Genomic DNA, 19,371 nt, shown 5'->3' on the forward strand with positions numbered 1-19,371 from the left:
TCTACGCATTCGCTTTCTGGGCCAGCTTCTCAAGAACTCGGCTAACGGCAACAAAACCGAAGGTTGCGGTTACAACCGTACTCGCACCAAAGCCTGTATCACAATTCATCTTGGTTTCTGTATCCCCTTTTTGCCTGCTTTCACAGACTGTACCATCGGTTTGGGGATATTTTAGCTGCTCTAAAGAATAGACACATTCAATATCAAATCGACGTTTGGTGTTACGCGAGAAGTTATAATGGCGACGTAAAAAATTTCTAAGTTTCGCCGCTAAAGGGTCTCGCTCAGTTCGCGCAAGATCTGCAATTTGAATTTGTGTCGGGTCCATCTGACCGCCAGCACCACCAACCGTGATGACTTTGCGCTTATTGCGTCGACACCAGGCCACAAGAGCCGCTTTTGGCTTCAAGCTATCAATCGCATCAACAATATAGTCAAACGGCTCAAACAGCAGCTCAGCAATATTATCAGGTGTAATAAAGTCTTCGATACAATGAACCTGACACTGAGGGTTAATCAGCAAAATACGTTCTTTCATCGCGTCTACTTTGGCTTTGCCCACGTTGCCATCTAACGCATGAATCTGACGGTTCGTGTTGGTGACACAAACATCGTCCATATCGATTAAGGTAATCTGACCAATACCAGAACGAGCAAGCGCTTCAGCCGCCCAAGAACCCACACCACCAATGCCAATCACACATACGTGGGCAGTTTGAAAATACTCATAGGCGGATTGACCATAAAGGCGGCTGATACCGCCGAAACGTGGATCGATACTCACGCGATTAAGACTCCTCGATTTGAACTTTTTTCGTTAGAATAGCCGCTTGGCTTTTGAATCACTTTGACGGTGCATTTTAACAATAATACGACGATGAGTTCATAAAACTTATGCTTGAACACGCTTTAGAACAACTTGGCCTGACCGCTCGTGAAACAAAACTGTATCAAAGCCTTCTTAAACTTGGCCCCGCGTCTATTCGAGATATTGCAGAGCATGCAGGCATCAATCGCGGCACAACGTATGAATCACTCAAGCTACTGCAAGCAAAAGGCGTTGTGAGTTACTTCCCAAAAGGAAAACGACGATTTTTTACGGCGGAAAACCCGGAAGTTTTATTGAGTTTAGCAGAAGAAAAACGCCAAAAACTCGATAAAACCATAGACTCATTAAAAAGCACCATCATCCCTGAGCTGATCCAGCAACAACCTCATTTTTATCATACTGACGTTCGCTATTACGAAGGGGACGACGGTATCGAATGGGTACTTCGAGATATTCTTAATGTTGTGTCAAAACAAGACCACAAAGAATATTGTGTCTTCTCCTCGAAACCGATTCGACCTTACCTTTACCGACCGTTTCCGAACTACACCAAGCAACGAGTCAAGCTGGGCATCAACGTAAAAGTGATTGCACTTGGAGACGGCGGTGAAGACGCCGAGCTGTCAGAACGTAAATGGATTAAAACCGACGGTAAAACAGAGGCAAGCTATATCGCGATTTATCCACCTAAATGCGCCTTTATCTCACTCGCCAGCGATAACTTTCCATCTGCGGTGGTCATGGAATCTGAAGATATTGCCAAAGCACAGAAACTCATTTTCGATACGCTTTGGAAGTTACTGTAAGCACGCGGCTCGCGCCGCACCCACAACCTAACCTTTGTTCTTCAAGGCTTGAATGGCTTTCAGTCGAGCAAGCGCATCATCAAGCTCTTTCATAGCTTTGGCATGGTCAATATCATCAGCGCTGTCACCTAGCATTTTTTCGGCATTTTGCTTAGCGTCCAGTGCCGCCTCTTCATCCAGCTGGCTTGCTCTGACCGCGACATCCGCTAGAACGATCGCTTGATCAGGTTGAACCTCGAGAAACCCACCTGACAAGAAGAGTATTTCTTCTTCACCGTTCTCTTTCATTAGCCTTGCTGGACCTGGTGGCAAAGTAGTAAGAAGCGGCGCATGGCCAGCATGGACACCGAGTTCACCGTAATCACCAGTTAATACGAGGTAACGAACTTGCCCAGAAAACAAAGTCTCGTGAAGACTGACAATACTGCATTGGATCATATTCGACATAGTACATCCCTTTAAGACAACTCATTGTTGAGATAGACATTTCAAACAAATATTGTTGCGCCTTTGGCTACTCGATGTACAGAGAGATACGCTTAAAACACGATTTTTGTCATGTTTTACATCGTAAAAGAAGAGTTAGGGAAGAGGTTCAGTGCTGTGGACACTCGATATATCAGAAATAAAACAAACAGCCCAGCAACAAAAAAAGCAGCGATAATCGCTGCTTTTTTATATTCAGATACGAACCTAAGAAGCTATTAAAAGCTTATTTAGCACGTAACTGCTCGATCGTACGTAGACGAGCAACCGCTTCTGCAAGCTCTGCAGTAGCGCGACCGTAGTCGATATCTGCTTGTTGCTGTTCCAACAGATCTTGTGCGTGCTTTTTCGCTTCAAGCGCTTCAGCTTCATCCAGATCGTGTGCACGAACTGCAGTGTCAGCCAATACGGTGATCTTACGTGGTTGAACTTCTAGGAAGCCACCCGATACGAAGATTAACTCTTCTTCACCATTTTCTTTAACGACACGAACAGGACCAGGCTGCAAAGACGTTAGCAATGGTGCGTGACCAGGCATAATACCCAAATCACCAAAGCTACCTGCAGCGACAAGAGACTCTACAGAGCCAGAGAAAATCTCTTGTTCCGCACTTACGATATCGCAGTGAACTGTGAAAGCCATAAGATGCCTCTCTTAGTCAGGCTAAACAGGTGAGGCTGGCTCACCCGTTTCGCGTGTTATTAAAGATTTTTAGCTTTCTCGACTGCTTCGTCGATGCTACCAATCATGTAGAACGCTTGTTCTGGAAGTTCGTCAAACTCACCGTTTAGGATGCCTTGGAAGCCACGGATTGTGTCTTTCAAAGAAACATACTTACCAGGTGCGCCTGTGAATACTTCTGCTACGAAGAAAGGCTGAGACAAGTAACGTTGGATCTTACGAGCACGGTTTACAGTCTGCTTATCTTCTTCAGAAAGCTCATCCATACCCAAGATCGCGATGATGTCTTTCAGCTCTTTGTAACGCTGAAGAACCATCTGAACGCCACGTGCAACATCGTAATGCTCTTGACCGATTACAAGTGGGTCAAGCTGACGAGACGTACTGTCTAGAGGGTCAATCGCTGGGTAGATACCCAAAGAAGCGATATCACGAGACAATACAACCGTTGCATCCAAGTGAGAGAACGTCGTTGCTGGAGATGGGTCAGTCAAGTCATCCGCAGGTACGTATACCGCTTGTACAGATGTGATAGAACCCGTCTTAGTTGACGTGATACGCTCTTGAAGTACACCCATCTCTTCTGCAAGAGTTGGCTGGTAACCTACGGCAGATGGCATACGACCTAGCAATGCAGATACTTCCGTACCCGCAAGCGTGTAACGGTAAATGTTATCTACGAAGAAAAGTACGTCACGACCTTCGTCACGGAATTTCTCAGCCATTGTCAAACCAGTCAAAGCAACACGTAGACGGTTACCTGGTGGCTCGTTCATTTGACCGTATACTAGAGATACTTTATCGATTACGTTCGATTCAGTCATCTCATGGTAGAAGTCGTTACCCTCACGAGTACGCTCACCAACACCGGCGAATACAGAGTAACCGCTGTGCTCGATCGCGATGTTACGGATAAGCTCCATCATGTTTACGGTTTTACCTACACCGGCACCACCAAACAGACCAACTTTACCACCTTTCGCAAAAGGACAAACAAGGTCGATTACCTTGATACCTGTTTCTAGCAATTCGTTGCTAGAAGACTGGTCCGCGTAAGACGGTGCTGAACGGTGGATAGACCAACGCTCTTCTTCGCCGATAGGACCTTTTTCATCGATTGGGTTACCTAAAACGTCCATGATACGACCAAGCGTTTTAGTACCAACAGGTACAGAAACAGCTTTGTTTGTATTATCAACGGCTAGACCACGACGCATACCTTCGGTAGAACCCATGGCGATAGTACGTACAATACCATCACCAAGTTGCTGCTGAACTTCCAACACCAACTCTTTACCCTCAATTGTGAGGGCATCATATACTTTTGGCACGTTATCACGTGGGAATTCCACATCGATAACAGCACCGATAATCTGTACGATTTGTCCGCTACTCATGTTCGGATCCTCTTAAAATACCAAATACCTTAAACCGCTGCCGCGCCGCCGACTATCTCAGAAATTTCCTGAGTAATCGCTGCCTGACGAGCCTTGTTGTACACCAACTGCAATTCACCAATGATATCACCGGCGTTGTCGGTTGCGTTTTTCATAGCCAACATTCGAGCGGCTTGTTCACACGCAATATTTTCAACAACAGCTTGGTATACCTGAGATTCAATAAAACGAACCAAAAGATCGTTTAAGATCTCAACTGCATCCGGTTCGTACAAGTAATCCCAGTGGTGTGATAACTCTGTATTCTCTTCTGCTTTAAGCGGCAAAAGTTGCTCAACAACAGGCTTTTGAGTCATGGTGTTAACGAATTCGTTAGACACGATGATCAAACGATCAATCTTACCTGCGTCGAAGGCATCCAACATAACTTTCACACTACCAACTAAACGAGACGCTTCTGGAGCATCACCTAAGCCAGTCACTGCTGCTGTTACATTACCACCGTAGTTTTTGAAGAAAGACACTGCCTTGCTACCGATAGCACAAATATCTACGCTAGCGCCTGCATCTGCATACTGCTTAATGTCTTTCAATGTTGCTTTGAACAAGTTCACGTTCAAACCACCACACAAACCACGATCAGAAGATACTACGATATAACCAACACGCTTCGCCTCACGTTCGGTAAGGTAACGGTGTTTGTACTCTGGATTCGCATTAGCCAAATGACCAATAACTTGGCGAATTCGTTCCGCATACGGACGAGAAGAGGCCATACGATCCTGAGCTTTACGCGTTTTACTCGCCGCTACTTTTTCCATAGCGCGCGTGATTTTTCGCGTATTGTTAATGCTCCCAATCTGAGCGCGTATCTCTTTTCCGACTGCCATAATAGAACTGCCCTTGTGAGAATGTTAATTCACAAACTGCAGAGATGATTGGTGACTAGCAAGCTAGTCACCAAATCATTACCAAGTTTGCGTCGCTTTAAACTTCTCAATCGCTGCCTTAAATGTGCCAGCAATTTCGTCGTTATACTTACCAGTTTTGTTGATGTCTTCCATCATCTCAGCGTGTTCGCTGTTGATGTAGCTTAGGAAAGCACTTTCAAAGCTAGCAATTTTGCTTGTTTCAACATCCGCAAGGTAGCCTTCGTTGGCAGCGTAAAGAATCACGCCCATGTCACCAACTGACATTGGGCTGAATTGCGCTTGTTTCATCAATTCAGTGACTTGCTTACCGTGCTCAAGTTGCTTACGAGTTGCTTCATCAAGATCTGATGCGAACTGAGCGAATGCCGCCAATTCACGATACTGCGCCAATGCTAGACGAATACCACCACCTAGTTTCTTGATGATTTTGGTTTGTGCTGCACCACCTACACGAGATACGGAAATACCCGCGTTCATCGCAGGACGAATACCCGCGTTGAAAGAGCTCGTTTCAAGGAAGATCTGACCATCCGTAATAGAGATTACGTTCGTTGGTACGAAGGCAGATACGTCACCACCTTGAGTCTCGATGATAGGTAGAGCAGTCAAAGAACCAGTTTGACCTTTAACTTCACCATTCGTGAACTTTTCTACGTATTCTACGTTTACACGAGAAGCACGCTCTAGAAGACGAGAGTGCAAGTAGAAAACATCACCAGGGTACGCTTCACGACCTGGTGGACGACGAAGAAGCAAAGAGATTTGACGGTAAGCCCAAGCTTGTTTCGTCAAGTCATCATATACGATCAATGCATCTTCACCGCGATCACGGAAGTATTCGCCAATAGTACAGCCAGAGTAAGGCGCTAGGAACTGCATAGAAGCAGGATCCGCTGCACCAGCTACGACAACAGTGGTGTATTCCATTGCGCCGTTTTCTTCAAGCTTACGTACTACGTTAGCGATAGTAGATTGCTTCTGACCAATTGCTACGTACACACACTTAATGCCAGAGCTTTTCTGAGCAATAATAGTATCGATAGCCAGTGCTGTTTTACCGATTTGACGGTCACCGATGATCAACTCACGCTGACCACGGCCGATTGGCACCATAGAGTCAATTGCTTTATAACCAGTTTGTACTGGCTCATCAACGCCCTGACGAGCGATTACACCAGGTGCAACCTTTTCTACTGCGTCAGTCATTTGAGCGTTAACAGGACCTTTACCGTCGATTGGGTTACCAAGTGCGTCAACCACACGACCCAACAACTCAGGACCTACTGGTACTTCAAGAATACGACCAGTACATTTTGCTTTTTGACCTTCTACAAGGTCTTGGTAGTCACCTAATACTACGGCACCGACAGAGTCACGCTCTAGGTTCAATGCCATACCATAGACACCACCAGGGAATTCAATCATTTCCCCGTACATTACGTCAGCCAGACCGTGGATCAATACGATACCGTCTGCAACGCTGACAATAGTGCCCTCATTCTGGGCATCGGAAGTCACATCAAGAGTTTCGATGCGCTTCTTAATGATCTCGCTGATCTCAGATGGATTCAGTTGCTGCATGCTAAATTCCTCAACCCTAGTTTCGCAATCCTAGGAGTTTATCGCCTCGGCCAGTTTCGCCAATTTACCGCGTACTGAGCCGTCGATGATTAAGTCACCGGTACGGATAACCACGCCACCAATAAGCGCTGCGTCTACATCACTTACCAAGTTTACCTGACGGTCAAGCTTGGTGCTTAGTGATGCTGAAAGTGATTGTTCTTGTTCTGTTGATAACGCAAAAGCGGATGTTACCGTAACATCAACCGCTTTTTCGTAATTCAATTTGAACTCTTCGAACAACTCAGAAATCACTGGAAGAAGCGTAAGACGCTTATTCTCAGCAAGGTTAAGCAAATATGCTTTACCTTGATCAGTGACAACTTCATTACACACTTCCGCAAGAGCAGTTGCTTTTTCTTGCGCACTAAAAGCGGGGTTTTGAAGCGCTGTCTCGAGTTTTGACTCAGACGTTGCAGAAGCCAATACGCTAAGCATATTGGCCCATTCTGCAACCTGGCCGCTATCGCGAGCCACTTCAAAAGCTGCTTTGGCGTATGGTCGCGCGACTGTTTTTAATTCAGCCATTAGACCCTCGCTTAAAGCTCTTTCGCGAGTTGTTCAACTATCTCGCTATGAGCTTTTTCGTCAACACTCGCACCCAAAATTTTCTCAGCGCCAGTTAGGGCAAGAGCAGAAACTTGTGCACGCAATGCTTCTTTAGCACGCATAACATCTTGTTCAATTTCTGCTTGAGCCGCTTCACGCAAACGTTGCCCTTCGGCGATCGCTTGCTCTTTTGCTTCGTCAACAATTTGGTTTGCACGTTTGTTGGCTTGTTCAATAATCTCGGCCGCTTGTTCCTTGCTTTCACGTAATGTTTGAGTAGCTTTTTCTTGAGCTAGCTCTAAATCACGTGAAGCACGGTTAGCTGCTTCCAAACCGTCTGCAATTTTCTTACTGCGCTCTTCGAGCGCAGCAATGATAGGTGGCCACACGTACTTCATGCAGAACCACACAAAAATAGCAAACGAGATCGCTTGGCCTATAAGTGTGAGATTAATATTCACGCTAATATCCTCGCTCTAGTCGTTAAAAATCGTTTTCGCAATCAAAGCGAAATCTTAGCCAGCGACCTGAGCAACGAATGGGTTCGCGAAAGTGAAGAACAAAGCGATACCAACACCGATCATTGTTACCGCATCCAGAAGACCTGCAACGATGAACATTTTAACTTGTAGCATTGGAACCATTTCAGGCTGACGAGCAGCACCTTCCAAGAATTTACCACCTAGCAGACCAAAACCAATCGCAGTACCTAGGGCACCTAGACCGATAAGAAGGGCTACAGCGATAGCAGTAAGACCAACTACAGTTTCCATTTTAACTCCTAATTTTCACAGTTTTAAATTTCAAGGTTTTAATAAATCGTTTTACTTTAAAATTTGATCTAGCGATCTTAGTGATCTTCGTGAGCCATACTCAGGTACACGATTGTCAGCATCATGAAGATGAATGCTTGCAATACGATGACCAAGATATGGAAAATCGCCCATGGCACAGATAGTGCCCACTGGATGCCCCACGGCAAGATCGCGATCAAGATGAAGATCAATTCACCAGCGTACAAGTTACCGAATAATCGTAGCGCTAGAGAAACAGGTTTAGCGATTAAGCCAACACCCTCAAGTAAGAAGTTGAATGGAATCATCCACTTACCGAAAGGTTGCAACGTCAATTCGCCAACAAAACCACTTATGCCTTTTACTTTGATACTGTAATAAACGATCAAAATAAAGACAGAAAGAGACATACCAAGAGTCGCATTTAGGTCTGTTGTCGGGACGACACGGAAATAAGGTACACCCAACAAAGACGCGATATGAGGTAAGAAGTCAACCGGCACCAAGTCCATTAGGTTCATCAAGAAAACCCAAACGAAAATGGTCAAAGCCAGAGGTGCAATCACTTTGTTTTTACCATGGAAAGTTTCTTTGACACTGGTGTCAACAAACTCAACCATCATTTCAACAAAGTTCTGCAGGCCAGAAGGAGTGTCAGCAGACACTTTCACAGCCGCTTTACGGAATAACCATAGGAATAGGATACCTAGGCCGATAGAGAACAACATAGTGTCCAGGTGAATCGCCCAGAACCCCATTGCAGCCGCTTCTTCAGCACCATGAGCAATGCCCCATGAACCATCAGGATGTTGACCAAAGGTCAAATTCTGAAGGTGATGCTGAATGTAGCTAGACGCTGTGAGATTTTCACTTGCCATATTTACATCCACACTTTTTCAATGATTAAACCTAAAACCCGGTTAGTACTCTTTTTGCTCTAACGAGCCATTATTGTTTGAGTACTAATGGGCTGAGCCAATGGCTCAAAATAGCTAACCCGAAACCAGCAAAGAGCGCCCCATGCGCCAATGGTTTCGCCAAAAGGAAAACCAGCGACAAAATCACCGCTGTCATAACTAACTTACCGGCTTCCCCTCGGTAAAAAGACCGAACCACTTCCTTAGCGGGTCGCGTCCCAGCATGGCCAAATACACGCCATGCCATATAAATATTTGGCAATATACAGGCTGTTGCTCCAAGTACAAAGGAGTAACTTTCAATTGCGCCTGACCACAATAAAAACACTAATGATACCGCAACAGAAATCGCAATTTGTATCCCTATAAATCGAAATACCGCTCGTTTTTTCGCTACTAATAACTGCGTAGCGGTGAGTGGTTTGGATACTGACATTTCTCTTTCCTCACGTCCGCACCAACTAAGTGCAGACCTTGCACAATTAGTGTCATAAATGCAAAATCCGACGCATTATATGAGTTAAATAAGTTCGGTTCAACTTAAAGTCGAATTTCTGACCACTTTATTCGCATCTTGTCTATAGAATGAAATCAAGATGCGAAGAAATTGCGCTATTTTGCCTCAAACAACTCGCTAATAAGCAATTCTAAGTGCTCAGGGTTGCGATATTCTATCACCACCTTCCCTTTGCCTTTCGGCGATTGCTGAATTTTTACTTGCGCATTTATTTTTTGGCTTATTTTTTCAGCCTGCTCAGAATAGTCAAGAAGTTCAACTTTTTCATTCTCATTTTCATTCCCAGACTGTAAATTTCTCACTAATTTTTCTGTTTCTCGAACAGACAGAGACTTTGTAACCACCTGAGAAGCTGCCTGAATCTGCTCACTGTGCTCCAAAGGCAACAAAGCGCGGGCATGACCCATTTCAATATCACCATGTTCAAGTAAGCGACGCACTTCTGCGCTTAAACCTAACAACCTTAACAAATTGGTTACAGCGGAACGGGACTTACCAACCGTATCAGCCACTTCTTGTTGCGTTAAATGGAACTCTTCAATTAAACGTTGAAGCGCGAGCGCTTCTTCAATTGGGTTCAGGTCTTCACGCTGTATATTTTCGATCAGAGCAAGCACAACCGCATCGGAGTCTTCCACATGCCTAACAATAACCGGTACTTGCTCTAGTTCAGCAATACGAGCAGCTCGCCAGCGGCGCTCGCCTGCAATAATTTCGTATTTTTGATCTTCTATTGGTCGAACGACGATCGGTTGCATGATGCCTTGCTGACGAATTGAATTTGCCAACTCATCTAATTGTGCAGGATTCATATCGCGACGAGGCTGAAACTTTCCTTTTGCGAGCCAATCCAATGGCAAGTACGTTAACCCTTTTATTTGTTCCGTTTGTTCAAGGTTAGCATCGCCGTCCTCAACAGTTGGCGTTTTAGGTGCAAGCAATGCGTCTAGACCTCGGCCTAAACCACGTTTTTTAACAGTCATCTTTAAAACCTTTATTCAAACAACGCCGATGAAATGAAGTACTTATACTTGGCAACGCCAATCGCCTAATACCAGTCGTCTAACTCTACCACTCTGGATGTGAGTACTTTTATTGAATGCGACTAGGCAACCGCTCTTTTACGAACAAATTCCCCTGCCAATGCAAGATATGCAATCGCACCACGAGACTGCTTTTCATAATGAAGTACAGGCAGTCCGTAACTTGGCGCCTCAGCCAAACGAATATTTCGAGGAATGACGGTATCAAATACTTTTTCACCGAAATGCTCAAGTAACTGGGAAGAAACATCGTGCGTTAAGCTAGGACGAGGATCGTACATTGTACGAATAATTCCTTCGATACTCAAAGCAGGGTTTAATGCGCCTGATATCGTTTCAATGGTCTGTAGCAACGCTGATAAGCCTTCTAAAGCGTAATATTCGCACTGAACAGGAATGAGCACACTTTGCGCCGCCGCTAATGCATTGACGGTGAGCATGTTTAGGGAGGGTGGGCAATCTAATAAAACAAAATCAAAGTCATTTTCAACTTCGTATAAACTCGCACGTAGACGAGTCTCTTTGCTTGGCAAGTCTAACAGTACGACTTCAGCGCCCGTTAGATCGCCATTTGCAGGTAAAACATGATATCCAGCGGACTCACACAGCTTCATCACATCTTTAACGCCATGTGTGCCAATAAGGACATCAAAGACACTGGTGTCGAGTTCTTCCTTAGCCAATCCACTGCCTGTCGTGGCATTCCCTTGAGGGTCCAAGTCAATTAGAAGAACACGTCTTTTCATAGCAGCAAGAGACGCTGCGAGGTTCACGCAAGTCGTCGTTTTACCAACACCGCCTTTTTGATTAGTTACTGCTATGATTTTTGCCATTCATCTATCCTTTACGAGTCATTACGACCATATGTCGTTCAGCATCAATGGTTGGAACAGTTAAAGGAAAAACATCTTCGACTACAACGCCACTTGGTAATTGATTCATTTCACCTTCAGGATAAACGCCTTTCATGGCCAAAAAATTACCGTTTTCATTAGGTAGTGGCAAACACCAGTTGATCATGTCTTCTAACGAGGCAAATGCTCGAGAGATTACGTGATCGTATTGGCCCTGATTTGCGTGCTTCTCTACTCGTTCGTTCGCAACCGTTACATTTTCTAAGCCTAAATCCATTTTAACTTGTGTCAGAAAACGCGTTTTCTTGCCATTACTGTCTAGCAAGGTAAACGATTTTTCCGGTAAACAAATTGCAAGCACCATACCAGGTAATCCAGGTCCGGTTCCCACATCGATTATTTTATCACCTTTAATGAAAGGTACTGTAGACAGGCTATCAATCAAATGCAGAGAGACCATCTGATCGGCCTCTCGAATAGCCGTTAGGTTATACGCTTTATTCCACTTTTGCAGTAACTCAAGATAGCGCCCGAGCTGCTCCAATGTGTTTTCAGATAAAGAAAGCCCTAAATCCAGAGCTCCTTTTTGAATCATTTCGATATGAGTCACAACCGTTTCCAGAATTCACCAAAAGTATGGCAGGAGGTTACAGGGAAGATAAGAATAAGTCTCCTAAGCTTCGACCTTATCAGAGAAAAAATCTATCTCAATAAAGAAGTGATGAAATTTTAATGCATTTCAAACACTCGCCAAAGAGTTTTTCTCTTAAAGACGATTAAAAACGAGCTGGAAAACCACTTTATACACTAAACGATAAAGTGGTTTTCAGAGAGCCTATGCACTTTTACGGGCAATCGAACGCTTTTTAAGATGAACAAGTAATAATGAAATGGCCGCTGGGGTAATACCTTGGATACGTGAAGCAGCAGCTAAGGTTTGCGGTTTAGCGTCAATCAGCTTTTGTTTCACTTCATTCGATAATCCGTCGATACCTGAATAATCGAGGTCCTCAGGCAAAGCGGTATTTTCTTGGCGACGCAATCGCTCAATATCGTCTGCTTGACGAGAAATATAACCTTCGTATTTCACTGAAATTTGTACTTGTTCCGCTACGCGAATATCAATCTTTTCTTCTGGTGCATTTTTAAGATTCGCAACATCAGAATATTCAATGCCCGGACGCTTAAGCAGATCTAATAAATTGTATTCTCGTGAAATCGGCGTTTCTAATTTAGGATTAATCGCTTCTGACTCTGGTGTATTGGGCACAATCCAGCTTGATTTCATACGTTGCGTTTCGCGCTCAATCGATTCACGCTTTTCACAAAATGCCGCCCATCGCTCGTCAGACACAACGCCTAATTCACGTCCTTTTTCTGTCAGTCGCATATCAGCATTGTCTTCACGAAGCACTAAGCGATATTCCGCACGACTGGTGAACATGCGATAAGGCTCTTTTGTCCCCATCGTAATTAGGTCATCCACCAGCACACCAAGATACGCTTCATCACGGCGTGGTGTCCACGCGTCTTTATCTTGAGATTGAAGCGCGGCATTTAGCCCAGCTAACAAGCCTTGTGCACCCGCTTCTTCGTACCCTGTTGTACCGTTAATCTGTCCCGCAAAGAACAATCCAGGCATATGTTTCGTTTCTAACGAATACTTAAGGTCTTGAGGATTAAAATAATCATACTCAATGGCGTAGCCTGGACGCGTAATATGCGCATTTTCCAATCCCTTCATAGAACGTACGAGCTCTAACTGAACATCGAACGGAAGAGACGTTGAGATCCCGTTTGGATACAACTCATGCGTTGTTAACCCTTCAGGTTCAATAAAAATCTGATGTGAGTTTTTATCCGCGAATCGAACTATTTTGTCTTCTATGGATGGACAATAGCGTGGGCCAACGCCTTCGATAACGCCTGTATACATCGGCGACCTATCCATGCCAGAACGAATAATGTCGTGTGTTTGCTCATTTGTATGAGTAATAAAACAGTTGATCTGGCGAGGATGCATGGCTGAATTTCCCATATACGACATAACAGGTGTTACATCGTCTCCGGGCTGCGCTTGCATCACACTAAAATCAACGGATCTTGCATCAATTCTTGGAGGTGTTCCGGTTTTTAAACGATCTACTCTGAAAGGCAGCGCACGAAGTTTTTCCGCAAGGCCAATTGACGGTGGATCACCCGCTCGTCCACCCGAGTGATTTTGTAGTCCAACATGTATTATGCCGCCTAAGAAGGTCCCCGCCGTTAACACAACCGTTTTACTTAGAAAACGAATACCTGTTTGAGTGACCATACCACGAGCAGCGCCCTCTTCAACAATTAAGTCTTCGCACGATTGTTGGAATAACCAGAGGTTTTCCTGATTTTCAAGTTGTTGACGAATGGCAGCTTTGTAAAGAATTCTATCTGCTTGAGCACGTGTTGCTCTTACTGCTGGTCCTTTACGAGAATTGAGAGTTCGAAACTGTATTCCGCCCTGATCCGTTGCCAATGCCATAGCGCCGTCTAATGCGTCAATTTCCTTAACAAGATGGGATTTTCCTATTCCACCAATGGCAGGGTTACAAGACATTTGGCCTAACGTTTCAATGTTATGGCTTAACAGAAGTGTTTTTGCTCCCGTACGGGCTGCAGCAAGCGCTGCCTCAGTTCCTGCATGTCCACCACCCACTACGATAACGTCAAAACGACTTGGGAAATCCACTCAATACCTCGGTTACAAAAAAATGACTAAAAAACGAACAGCTCAGATAAGGGCGCCTAGTATATCGGACATTTTTCAAAAAGGAAGAGTTGAGATCGGACATATCCCGGTCATCATAAATAATAAAATAAGTATATATATCTTAAATCTTATGTTTATAGTTACTTTATAGCATACAGAAATCTGTTTATAACTCAAAAAAATCTATATAAAACAGTTTTTTATACGTTTTAATTCCTGTGAAATAACGCTTTAGATGCTTGGGATGTGGGTAAGGTTATCTTGTGTATAACATTGTGAGTTATACATGGCTATTTTTTGCCTGTGGACTTGTTCAAAACTGTGCAAAACTTCCTATAAAGCTATCACCAATGTAATCCACAGGCATTTTTGATTGGTTTTTTGTTTATAACTATATGAAAAATATAGATAAATTGTAATTTTTTGGGGATATGTACAGTCTTTTATTGTTTTTTAATCCACAGTGTAAGTAATTTGTTTTTTTTCAATTTACGGTATTTTTAATCAAAAAAAATGTGAATAAAACTTCTTGACTCTTTGGCAATGCGAATCTTTGTGGGTAAATGATAGAAAAATATTAGGTCGATGAGTGTGGATAAGGCGACTTTCTTCCTATTTCTAGGTCTGGCTTGAGAAACAGCCTATCTTCGTTAAGAGTGATTGAAAGGTATTAACATTCCTGCTCACTCTTGCCTCAATAGGTTGTTTCTCTAGACTTATTCGTACCTTCCCTATAGTAAGAAAGAGAAAATAAGGTCGAAAAAAAAGAGCCTAAACAGGCTCTTTTCTCATTGGCGTATTCTATTTTCAGCTCTTATTTTCCGATACAGAACGAGCCAAAGATTCGTCCTAATAGATCGTCACTGGTAAACTCGCCAGTGATTTCACTGAGTGCTTGTTGTGCTTCTTTTAGATCTTCTGCTAACAGTTCTCCTGCGCCAAAGCCATGTAATTGCTCATGCCCAGAACGTAAGAAATCATTCGTTTTGTTCAGTGCTTCAATGTGCCTACGGCGCGCAATAAAGCCACCTTCGGTGGTGCTTTCAAACCCCATTACCGCTTTTAAGTGTTGTGATAGCGCGTCGATGCCCTGACCTGTTTTAGCGGAAAGAGACAAAATAGGCAGATCATTAATGCTTTCGAGCCCTGTTGTCTCCTTGGTAAGATCCACTTTATTTCTAACCAAGGTCAGTTTATCTCGCGATGGTAGTTGCGCCACAAATTCGGGCCATATCTCTTCTGGGTCCTTTGACCCCACGGTTTGGCTATCAACCATTAATAAAATTCGATCGGCCTTGTGGATTTCATCCCATGCTCTTTGGATGCCTATTTGTTCTACTTCATCAGGGCTGTCGCGTAAGCCTGCCGTATCAATGATATGAAGAGGCATGCCATCTAAATGGATATGCTCTCTAAGCACGTCTCGAGTGGTGCCTGCGATGTTCGTGACAATGGCGGAGTCTTTGCCTGACAAAGTGTTTAGCAGACTTGATTTGCCTGCATTTGGTCTTCCTGCAATAACGACATTCATACCTTCTCGTAATAATGCGCCCTGATTGGCCTCTTTTAGAACCGCATTTAGTTTGATTTGAATGCCTTCTAGCTCAGCGGCAACTTTCCCATCACCAATAAAATCAATTTCTTCTTCGGGAAAATCAATGGCGGCTTCAACATAGATGCGCAAATGAATTAACGCTTCAACCAATTCGGTGACGCGTTTCGAAAATGCCCCTTGAAGAGAACGTAATGCGCATTTAGCCGCTTGCTCTGAGGAGGAATCGATGAGATCGGCAATGGCTTCTGCCTGTGTTAAATCCATTTTATCATTTAGAAAGGCTCTTTCTGAGAATTCACCAGGCCTCGCTAACCTTGCTCCTAAGGCGGTACAACGGGTCATCAGCATATCCAAAATAACAGGGCCGCCATGACCTTGAAGCTCAAATACGTCTTCACCCGTAAAGGAGTTTGGGCCTGGGAAATACAATGCGATACCCATATCGAGTTGCTCGTCATTGTCGTCTTTAAATGGCACGTAGTGCGCATAACGAGGTTTGGGATCAAATCCGATAATCGCTTTGGCGATATCTAAACTCTTAGGGCCTGACAAGCGGATAATACCGACGCCACCACGTCCTGGAGCAGTGGCTTGCGCGGCAATAGTATCCTGGTCAATCAGTTGCTGAAAATCAGTCATGTAATGCTCTTTAATTTAGGAATAACGTGGAGGAGATAAATCATAGGCGGTCGCTATTAATAGATAATAATAGTCAAGACTCCTGTTTGAAGTTAGCACCACGCTAAATAGTATAAAGTGTCTCTATTGATAAATATTAGATACTAAAAAGGCTTCCAGTTGGAAGCCTTTTCAATCAAATTCTCACGTGTAGCCGATATGCTATTTGGGCTACTTGCCGGCCTCAATACGTTTTGTAATAACGTATTGCTGGATGATCGACAAGGTGTTGTTGACGACCCAGTATAGAACCAATCCACTTGGGAACCACAAGAAGAAGAAGGTAAATGCAATTGGCATAATCTTCATAATACGCGCTTGCATTGGATCTGGCGGCGTTGGGTTCAACATTTGCTGACCTAGCATACTAAGACCCATTAAAATAGGTAATACATAGTAAGGGTCCATATAAGACAGGTCATTGATCCAAAGCATGAATGGTGCATGACGTAACTCAACCGATTCCATCAATACCCAATAGAGCGACAGGAATACAGGCATTTGCACCAGTATTGGAAGACAGCCACCTAGAGGATTGATTTTCTCTTTCTTATAGAGCGTCATCATTGCCTGTGACATCTTCTGTCGATCGTCACCATACTGTTCACGAAGGCGTGTTAGCTCTGGGCCAAACTTACGCATTTTCGCCATTGAGCGATAACTTGCTGCAGACAGTTTGAAGAATACGGCTTTCACACAGACAACGATCAAAATAATCGCTACACCCCAGTTGATAACCACAGACTGAATGGCAGTTAGTAACCAGAATAATGGTTCTGCAAGCCACCATAACATGCCGTAGTCGACTGTTTTATCAAGGTTAGCAGCAGTAGCAGCTAATTGGTCTTGCAGTTTTGGTCCAACGTAGAAGGTGGCGCTCAATGTGCCTTTTTGTCCAGCGGGTACTTCTACTTCAGGGCCTGTAAAGCCGATAAAGTTGATGCCATTGTTAGAGCGAGTCTGAAGCGTAACTGTCTCACCTTGTTTCGGTATCCAGGCAGAAACAAAGTAATGCTGAAGCAGTGCTATCCAACCTGAATTAGTGGTGATCTTAGCTGGTTTTTCTTCCATATCTGAGAAAGAGACTTTTTCGTATCTCACTTCATCTGTGGAAATCGCTCCCCCTAAGTAGGGCTGCAAACCTAAGCTTGTCGCTGTACTAGGGTCTTCTGTACTGTCGCGTTTGATCTGTGCGAACTGCTTACCGCGCCAGTCATCTGCTGAAGTATTATTGACTGTAATGCTTTGCTCAACACTGTATACACCACGAGTAAAACGGTACGTTTTAGTGTATTCGACGCCTTTTTCGTCTGTGAAGTATAAGTTCACATCCAATGTATTCTCGCCATCTGCTAGCACGTATTGTGTTTTATCAGCGTGGTAGGTTGGGCGGCCTTTTGAGTTATCAATACCGTCTTGACCAATTAAGCCACTCTGCGAAACATAGGTACGCGTTGTGTTGTTTTCCAAAATCACAAATGGGTCACTTGCATCCAGCGTCTTCTTATATTGCAATAAAGAAGCACCGACTAAATCCCCACCTACTGGATCGATAGAAATATCCAATGTGTCGGTTTTTACATCGATGAGTTGACCTGATGCAAGCGCTTTTGCATTCGCCGGCACATCGGTGTCGCTGGCAGGTAATGTTGTATTGCTAACGGAGTTAGGTAGATCGCTTTCTGCGTTCGTTGCAGTGTTTACCGTAGTTTGGTTTTGTGCAACGGGCTGAGAAGTTTGGGATTGAGGTCCGTAATCTTGGTTCCACTGTAAGAACAGAAGATAGCCGCTTACGAATAGCGCACCCCATAAAAAGTAACGTCTGAAATCCATGGTACTCAACTAAATTTGATTGGTTGGACAACAGACTCCGGTATTTTTTGCAATTTAATTTGCGTACCAGAGCCTTTTTCAAAATCAAGCGCTATTAAACCAGCCTTTGACTGCTTTTTCAGCTTATTTCTCTGATGTAGGAGCGGCTTTTGGTGCTTTTTTAGCCTTAATCGCTTTTTTTGCAAGTTGAGCCCATGCTTTTTCTAGGCGCTTATGCAATTCTTGGTTATCGACTTCTTTAATGCCTTGTCTGGCAAGGAAGACAATATCTAAGTCATTAAGCTTCAGTTTATGGTGACGAAACGATTCTCTCACCACTCTCTTAATACGATTTCGGCCAACGGCTCGTTTTTCATTTTTTTTAGCGACAATAAGACCTAATCGAGCATCAGTGCCTGATTTCTTATGAGCTAAGATGAGAAATTCGCCTGCGAAGACTTTGAAGGAAGTGTTATTGAAGACGGATTGATAATCCCCGGCATTCAGAAGTCTGTTATGCCGGGGAAAACAATATTCGGCCATATGCGAATTAAGCGCTTAGAGCCTTGCGACCACGAGCACGGCGACGAGCGATAACTTGACGACCGCCTTTAGTAGCCATACGTGCACGGAAACCGTGGTTACGCTTACGTTTTAATACGCTAGGTTGGAAAGTTCTTTTCATTTCTATTCTCTCACTGAATCAGTGTTTCAGAGTTTGAGGGTTAGCCTTAGCCAAGCCTCCATAACGATTTGATCGTATTTGATCGGTAAATCAGGGCGCGAATTCTAGAAGGTTTGCTTTTGAAATTCAATGAAAAACACGCTTTATTTGCTAAAAAATAAACACACATTTCATTAAATACTTACACACAGCTTTATTTCCCATTTGTGAATAAAAAAATACAAACAAAATTAGGTTTTCCACAAAATGTATATTTCCACAAAATAAATACTTTATAAACAGCTAGATATGAAAAAACCGTTTTGTGGGTAACGTGTTTTTCAAACCCCTGTTAATATGTTGATAACTAACCATTCTATTCACAACTATGTGATGTTTTGCACTGCTGTGAATAACTATTGCAGTTACTAACATTTTTCCACTCGCCTGTTAGCATGTGTGTTTTTTCGTATTTTATGTGGATAAGTTA

20 protein-coding genes are annotated in these 19,371 nt (G+C 43.8%); 1 reads left to right on the forward strand and 19 read right to left on the reverse strand.

The features are described 5' to 3' along the window. Window position 1: 1 nt before the first annotated feature. A complete protein-coding gene (gene tcdA, locus MARME_RS21140) occupies window positions 2–784 on the reverse strand; it encodes a tRNA cyclic N6-threonylcarbamoyladenosine(37) synthase TcdA (protein WP_013663310.1) in 783 nt (260 codons plus the stop codon). A 110-nt stretch (window positions 785–894) separates the two neighbouring features. On the opposite strand from tcdA, the gene MARME_RS21145 reads away from it, so the two are divergent. Beyond that, window positions 895–1,635 (forward strand): TrmB family transcriptional regulator, encoded by a 741-nt coding sequence (locus MARME_RS21145; RefSeq protein ID WP_013663311.1) that lies wholly within the window; start codon window positions 895–897, stop codon window positions 1,633–1,635. Between the two features lie 27 nt (window positions 1,636–1,662). Here the strand turns inward: MARME_RS21145 and MARME_RS21150 are convergent, their stop codons facing one another. From MARME_RS21150 to rpmH, 18 genes are all read right to left on the reverse strand, one after another. Further along, window positions 1,663–2,082, reverse strand: coding sequence for a F0F1 ATP synthase subunit epsilon (locus MARME_RS21150; RefSeq protein WP_013663312.1), 420 nt, complete (start codon window positions 2,080–2,082; stop codon window positions 1,663–1,665). A gap of 265 nt (window positions 2,083–2,347) precedes the next feature. Beyond that, on the reverse strand, window positions 2,348–2,764 hold the full coding sequence (locus MARME_RS21155) for a F0F1 ATP synthase subunit epsilon (RefSeq protein WP_013663313.1): 417 nt from the start codon (window positions 2,762–2,764) through the stop codon (window positions 2,348–2,350). Between the two features lie 59 nt (window positions 2,765–2,823). Next, on the reverse strand, window positions 2,824–4,200 hold the full coding sequence (gene atpD, locus MARME_RS21160; RefSeq protein WP_013663314.1) for a F0F1 ATP synthase subunit beta: 1,377 nt from the start codon (window positions 4,198–4,200) through the stop codon (window positions 2,824–2,826). 29 nt (window positions 4,201–4,229) lie between these two features. Next, window positions 4,230–5,090: a F0F1 ATP synthase subunit gamma gene (gene atpG, locus MARME_RS21165; RefSeq protein WP_013663315.1), complete on the reverse strand. Its 861-nt coding sequence runs from the start codon at window positions 5,088–5,090 to the stop codon at window positions 4,230–4,232. A gap of 78 nt (window positions 5,091–5,168) precedes the next feature. After that, window positions 5,169–6,713 (reverse strand): F0F1 ATP synthase subunit alpha, encoded by a 1,545-nt coding sequence (gene atpA / locus MARME_RS21170; protein ID WP_013663316.1) that lies wholly within the window; start codon window positions 6,711–6,713, stop codon window positions 5,169–5,171. Between the two features lie 30 nt (window positions 6,714–6,743). Then, the gene (locus MARME_RS21175; protein WP_013663317.1) at window positions 6,744–7,280 is read right to left on the reverse strand and encodes a F0F1 ATP synthase subunit delta; all 537 of its coding nucleotides are present in this window, start codon (window positions 7,278–7,280) and stop codon (window positions 6,744–6,746) included. Window positions 7,281–7,291: 11 nt separating this feature from the next. Beyond that, window positions 7,292–7,762 carry a F0F1 ATP synthase subunit B gene (locus MARME_RS21180; RefSeq protein WP_013663318.1) on the reverse strand — a complete coding sequence of 157 codons (471 nt, stop codon included), beginning with the start codon at window positions 7,760–7,762 and terminating at the stop codon, window positions 7,292–7,294. Window positions 7,763–7,816: 54 nt separating this feature from the next. Then, a complete protein-coding gene (atpE, locus tag MARME_RS21185) occupies window positions 7,817–8,074 on the reverse strand; it encodes a F0F1 ATP synthase subunit C (RefSeq protein ID WP_009834415.1) in 258 nt (85 codons plus the stop codon). 77 nt (window positions 8,075–8,151) lie between these two features. Continuing rightward, the gene (gene atpB / locus MARME_RS21190; RefSeq protein ID WP_013663319.1) at window positions 8,152–8,973 is read right to left on the reverse strand and encodes a F0F1 ATP synthase subunit A; all 822 of its coding nucleotides are present in this window, start codon (window positions 8,971–8,973) and stop codon (window positions 8,152–8,154) included. Between the two features lie 70 nt (window positions 8,974–9,043). Continuing rightward, window positions 9,044–9,448, reverse strand: coding sequence for an ATP synthase subunit I (locus tag MARME_RS21195; protein WP_013663320.1), 405 nt, complete (start codon window positions 9,446–9,448; stop codon window positions 9,044–9,046). Window positions 9,449–9,624: 176 nt separating this feature from the next. Next, window positions 9,625–10,512, reverse strand: a complete 888-nt coding sequence (locus MARME_RS21200) for a ParB/RepB/Spo0J family partition protein (protein WP_013663321.1) — start codon at window positions 10,510–10,512, stop codon at window positions 9,625–9,627. A 122-nt stretch (window positions 10,513–10,634) separates the two neighbouring features. Beyond that, window positions 10,635–11,405: a ParA family protein gene (locus MARME_RS21205; RefSeq protein WP_013663322.1), complete on the reverse strand. Its 771-nt coding sequence runs from the start codon at window positions 11,403–11,405 to the stop codon at window positions 10,635–10,637. Window positions 11,406–11,409: 4 nt separating this feature from the next. Continuing rightward, on the reverse strand, window positions 11,410–12,036 hold the full coding sequence (rsmG, locus tag MARME_RS21210; protein WP_013663323.1) for a 16S rRNA (guanine(527)-N(7))-methyltransferase RsmG: 627 nt from the start codon (window positions 12,034–12,036) through the stop codon (window positions 11,410–11,412). A 225-nt stretch (window positions 12,037–12,261) separates the two neighbouring features. After that, window positions 12,262–14,151 carry a tRNA uridine-5-carboxymethylaminomethyl(34) synthesis enzyme MnmG gene (gene mnmG / locus MARME_RS21215; RefSeq protein ID WP_013663324.1) on the reverse strand — a complete coding sequence of 630 codons (1,890 nt, stop codon included), beginning with the start codon at window positions 14,149–14,151 and terminating at the stop codon, window positions 12,262–12,264. Between the two features lie 835 nt (window positions 14,152–14,986). Beyond that, window positions 14,987–16,366, reverse strand: coding sequence for a tRNA uridine-5-carboxymethylaminomethyl(34) synthesis GTPase MnmE (mnmE, locus tag MARME_RS21220; RefSeq protein ID WP_013663325.1), 1,380 nt, complete (start codon window positions 16,364–16,366; stop codon window positions 14,987–14,989). 210 nt (window positions 16,367–16,576) lie between these two features. Continuing rightward, on the reverse strand, window positions 16,577–18,238 hold the full coding sequence (yidC, locus tag MARME_RS21225; RefSeq protein ID WP_013663326.1) for a membrane protein insertase YidC: 1,662 nt from the start codon (window positions 18,236–18,238) through the stop codon (window positions 16,577–16,579). A gap of 123 nt (window positions 18,239–18,361) precedes the next feature. After that, complete coding sequence (rnpA, locus tag MARME_RS21230) at window positions 18,362–18,760, reverse strand: ribonuclease P protein component (RefSeq protein ID WP_013663327.1); 399 nt, start codon at window positions 18,758–18,760, stop codon at window positions 18,362–18,364. Between the two features lie 7 nt (window positions 18,761–18,767). Further along, window positions 18,768–18,902: a 50S ribosomal protein L34 gene (rpmH, locus tag MARME_RS21980; protein WP_013663328.1), complete on the reverse strand. Its 135-nt coding sequence runs from the start codon at window positions 18,900–18,902 to the stop codon at window positions 18,768–18,770. Window positions 18,903–19,371: the final 469 nt, after the last annotated feature.

Source organism: Marinomonas mediterranea MMB-1 (assembly GCF_000192865.1).
In the GTDB taxonomy this organism is placed as follows: domain Bacteria; phylum Pseudomonadota; class Gammaproteobacteria; order Pseudomonadales; family Marinomonadaceae; genus Marinomonas; species Marinomonas mediterranea.